Below are 3,643 nucleotides of genomic sequence, written 5' to 3' on the forward strand. Positions count from 1 at the left end.
GGGAATGCAGATAGCACTTTCTGATCAGGAAATAGAAGAGTTTATGAATATCATCAACAGATATGCTCAGGATCATCCTATCCTTGTAGATAAGTACCTTCAGGGTGTTGAAACAGAAGTTGATGCTGTATGCGACGGCGAAGATATCGTAATCCCCGGTATCATGGAGCATATCGAAAGATCAGGTGTTCATTCAGGTGACTCTATATCAGTATATCCTGCACAGTCCCTGTCCCAGAAGGTTAAGGATACTATCGCAGAGTATACAAAGAGACTTGCTAAGGCCCTCAATGTAATAGGACTTATCAATGTTCAGTTTATAGCAGTTGGAGATGAAGTATACATCATCGAGGCTAACCCAAGATCATCTCGTACTGTTCCATACATCAGTAAGGTAACAGGTATACCGATTGTAGACCTTGCAGCACAGGTTATGATGGGAAGGAAGCTTAAAGACCTTGGCTATACTCCCGGACTTCAGCCTGAAGCATCACATGTAGCTATCAAGATGCCGGTATTTTCTTTTGAGAAGATCAGAGGCGCTGAGATCAGCCTTGGACCTGAGATGAAGTCAACAGGTGAGTGTCTTGGTATAAGCACAGACTTCAAAGAAGCTCTGTACAAGGCTTTCCTTGGAGCAGGAGTATCACTTCCCAAGCACAAGCAGATGATCATCACAGTCAAGGATGCCGATAAGGGCGAGATAATAGATATAGCAAGACGCTATGAAAAGCTTGGCTATATCATTTATGCAACACTTGGAACTGCAGATGTCCTGAACCAGAACGGTGTCAAGGCACGTAAGGTCAACAACATCCATCAGGAATCACCTACAGTCATGGACCTTATCCTCGGCCACAAGATCGACCTTGTAATCGATACACCTACTCAGGGACGTGACAAGAGCCGTGACGGATTCCTCATCCGCCGTACAGCAATTGAAACTGGCGTTAATGTAATAACAGCTATTGATACAGCTAAAGCACTTGTTTCAAGTCTTGAAAATGCATACAACGAGGAAGGTCTTGAACTTGTAGATATCGCTAAGATCTGAAAATTATAAATGATTGTTTTAACAAGGGGCTGCTATGCAGCCCCTTAATTAGTATATGAACAGCGCAAAGCATAAACTTTTATTCAATAGGAAATAGCTATTTTTGCTTGAAAGTTGGTGTATATATATAATGATTTTACCGAAATAGATTTAGGCGAAATTAACTTCGGCGAAAATGTTTTCGCCTTATGGAGGTGCTGTATGAAGGATATATTTAGAGGTAGAACAACAGAATTAAGAATTCTTGATAAGAAATGACTTATCCATTAAAAGTGCTAGTTAATGCGGAATTGCTGGAAAGACGAGTTGTAAAAAAACCTTATTACATTCTTAATGATAGTATGCTTGAATTCTGGTTCCGATATGTAAATAGAGCAACAAGTCTTATAAATGCAGATAATGGTGAAGCATATTTCCATTCAGCGGTAAAAGATCATTTACATGATTTTATGGGGAAAGTATTTGAAAAAATGGCTAAGGAATATCTTTTATCGCATGCAGGTGTAGATGATTTTCCTATTCTTACAGATATTACAGATTACCAGGATATAGTATTAGATGTGTAATATGCGTGTTTTCTCTTGGTGGATTTTCAGATTATGTGAAAGAGAATGCAAGTGCTTTCAAATTGATCACATTGGACGATATGTATAAATAACTCAAACTTCGCACATATAAAATGCGGAAGGCATCGTGTATTCCTGAGGCTGGTAGTAAATAAATGATTTTCTTGTTATGAAAATCATTTATTTACTACCAGCCTCAGGAATATTCAAGGTCTTGGTGTTTTTTTATATGTGCGAAGTTTGAAAACTATAATAAAAAGATTTACGAAACAGATGCAGTTCATCGGATGAAAAATGCATTTCGTCAGATTTTAAAGTATTTAAAAATGATATTAGTATAATTTTATTGGATATAAGTAGAAGCTTTTGTGAAAACGGAATACATATAACACAAATGGATGGGGAGAACTTTAATGGGAAAAAGAATTTTTATGGATGTGTCACAGGTGTTTGCTATTGCAGATAAGCTGAGTAATTACAGTGACACTCAGACTTCAATGATTGATAAATATCATCTTACAGCAATGAAGATGATAGATAGTATGGAAGGCGCATCTAAAAATAGTCTAGAAACGGCTGCCAATCATATCAAAGCTGAGACGTGTGATGCAATTGGGAGAATGACAGGATTTAATCTGATATACAAGATTACTGGAAATAATAGATTGCTAATTGATAAGGAAGGTGCAGAGGCAGCAAAGCTAGATGATAATGGAATAGTAATTCCGAGAATAACTGTGGAAAACAACGGTGAACAGTACGATAATGTGGATTCGAAAAAGACTTTTACTTTTTATATATCTTCTCAAGAAATATTTAAAATAACTGTTGATTTTGGTTTATCTTTAGATGAAGTTATACAGATTCTTAAAGGCTTTCATCCACAAAATGTATCAAATGATACGGTTATTGCAATAATAGATATGTTTACAAAAAAAGGTTCTATTAGTCAAAGTACGATTGATGAGCATAAGAAAGATAACGTAGAAGAAATTGATATGGTATATGTAAGTGGGGAATATATAGAAAATCAAGAATATTGGGGAGCTATAAAATATGGCGATTACAATATGGCATATAATGGGTGTGGCATAATAGCTATAATAAATGCTTATCATTCTTTAGGAATAGATTTGACTGATGAGGAAGTTGCTGAGTTGATAGCAGAATTTGAATATTATGGTTGTGTAAATAATGGAGCTTGGGGAACTTCAGTTATGGCAATTGCTGATTACTATAGAGAATATACTGAATATGAAGTGAGGTGCACAACATCTGCAGATTCAGATGATTTAGAAATAATCGATAAAAATAGCGATACTTTTATAGTTGAGGTATATAATGACGGTAATAGTATCTATGGTGGGATGCATTTTGTTAATATTGAAAAAATAAAGGATGAAAATGGAGATGTAAAATATATAGTTCATAATGCTGATTGCTATGAAGATGATAATGGTAACGGTCATAAAGATAAAAAAGAAGCTCTCGTTGAATTTGATTCTTTAAAAGAAGCAATAGAAAATGTTGGTTCTAAAGACAATTCGGAATATATTATGGTTATTGGACTGAAAGATCCGAACAAAAATGATTTGAAAATCAACGAAGAAGATTCGATAAATACTGATGCGCCGGAGAAAGAGGAAAAGACATGTTAAAAAGATTTTTGTTTTCATTGGGCATTGTTATGTTGTTGCTTTCGGGGTGTGATACTTACCCAGGGGAATATGTTTATTATATTCACGATTTTGGACCGAGTGACATAGACTGTCATTCATTTTATCACTATACACGGGTTAATAATGCTCTTAATCAATCTGGTCTTCAACGCTATGATTTAATAACTGAAACAGATCAGGATATATTCCTGTCTTCTACACCTGACAAAGAGGAGGTTACTAGTTATTGGGGAGATGATAATGAGGTTTATTTCGTTGTAACTACTTATCAGAAGGGAGATGATGATCTGGTTCTTTACTATTATGATTTGAAATCCGACGTCTGTGATAAAATTTTGGAAAAT

Annotated in this window: 4 protein-coding genes; all 4 read left to right on the forward strand. The window is 35.4% G+C overall.

The genetic code is table 11. From position 1 onward, the window contains the following. On the forward strand, window positions 1–1,054 hold a 1,054-nt coding region (locus tag K6G87_RS03655), incomplete at its 5' end, for an ATP-binding protein (protein WP_296834038.1). Between the two features lie 290 nt (window positions 1,055–1,344). Then, window positions 1,345–1,620 carry a DUF234 domain-containing protein gene (locus K6G87_RS03660; protein ID WP_296834041.1) on the forward strand — a complete coding sequence of 92 codons (276 nt, stop codon included), beginning with the start codon at window positions 1,345–1,347 and terminating at the stop codon, window positions 1,618–1,620. A gap of 413 nt (window positions 1,621–2,033) precedes the next feature. After that, entirely contained in the window at window positions 2,034–3,278 is a 1,245-nt protein-coding gene (locus K6G87_RS03665) for a hypothetical protein (RefSeq protein ID WP_296834044.1), read from the forward strand. Next, window positions 3,272–3,643 (forward strand): hypothetical protein (locus K6G87_RS03670; protein WP_296834047.1); only part of this gene is annotated, 372 nt, incomplete at its 3' end. The genes K6G87_RS03665 and K6G87_RS03670, both read left to right, overlap by 7 nt.

This window comes from Butyrivibrio sp. (assembly GCF_024699075.1).

Bases quoted from the DNA above. Each gene is read 5' to 3' on its own strand.
- K6G87_RS03665 (WP_296834044.1), top strand. From the start codon at position 2,034: ATGGGAAAAAGAATTTTTATGGATGTGTCACAGGTGTTTGCTATTGCA.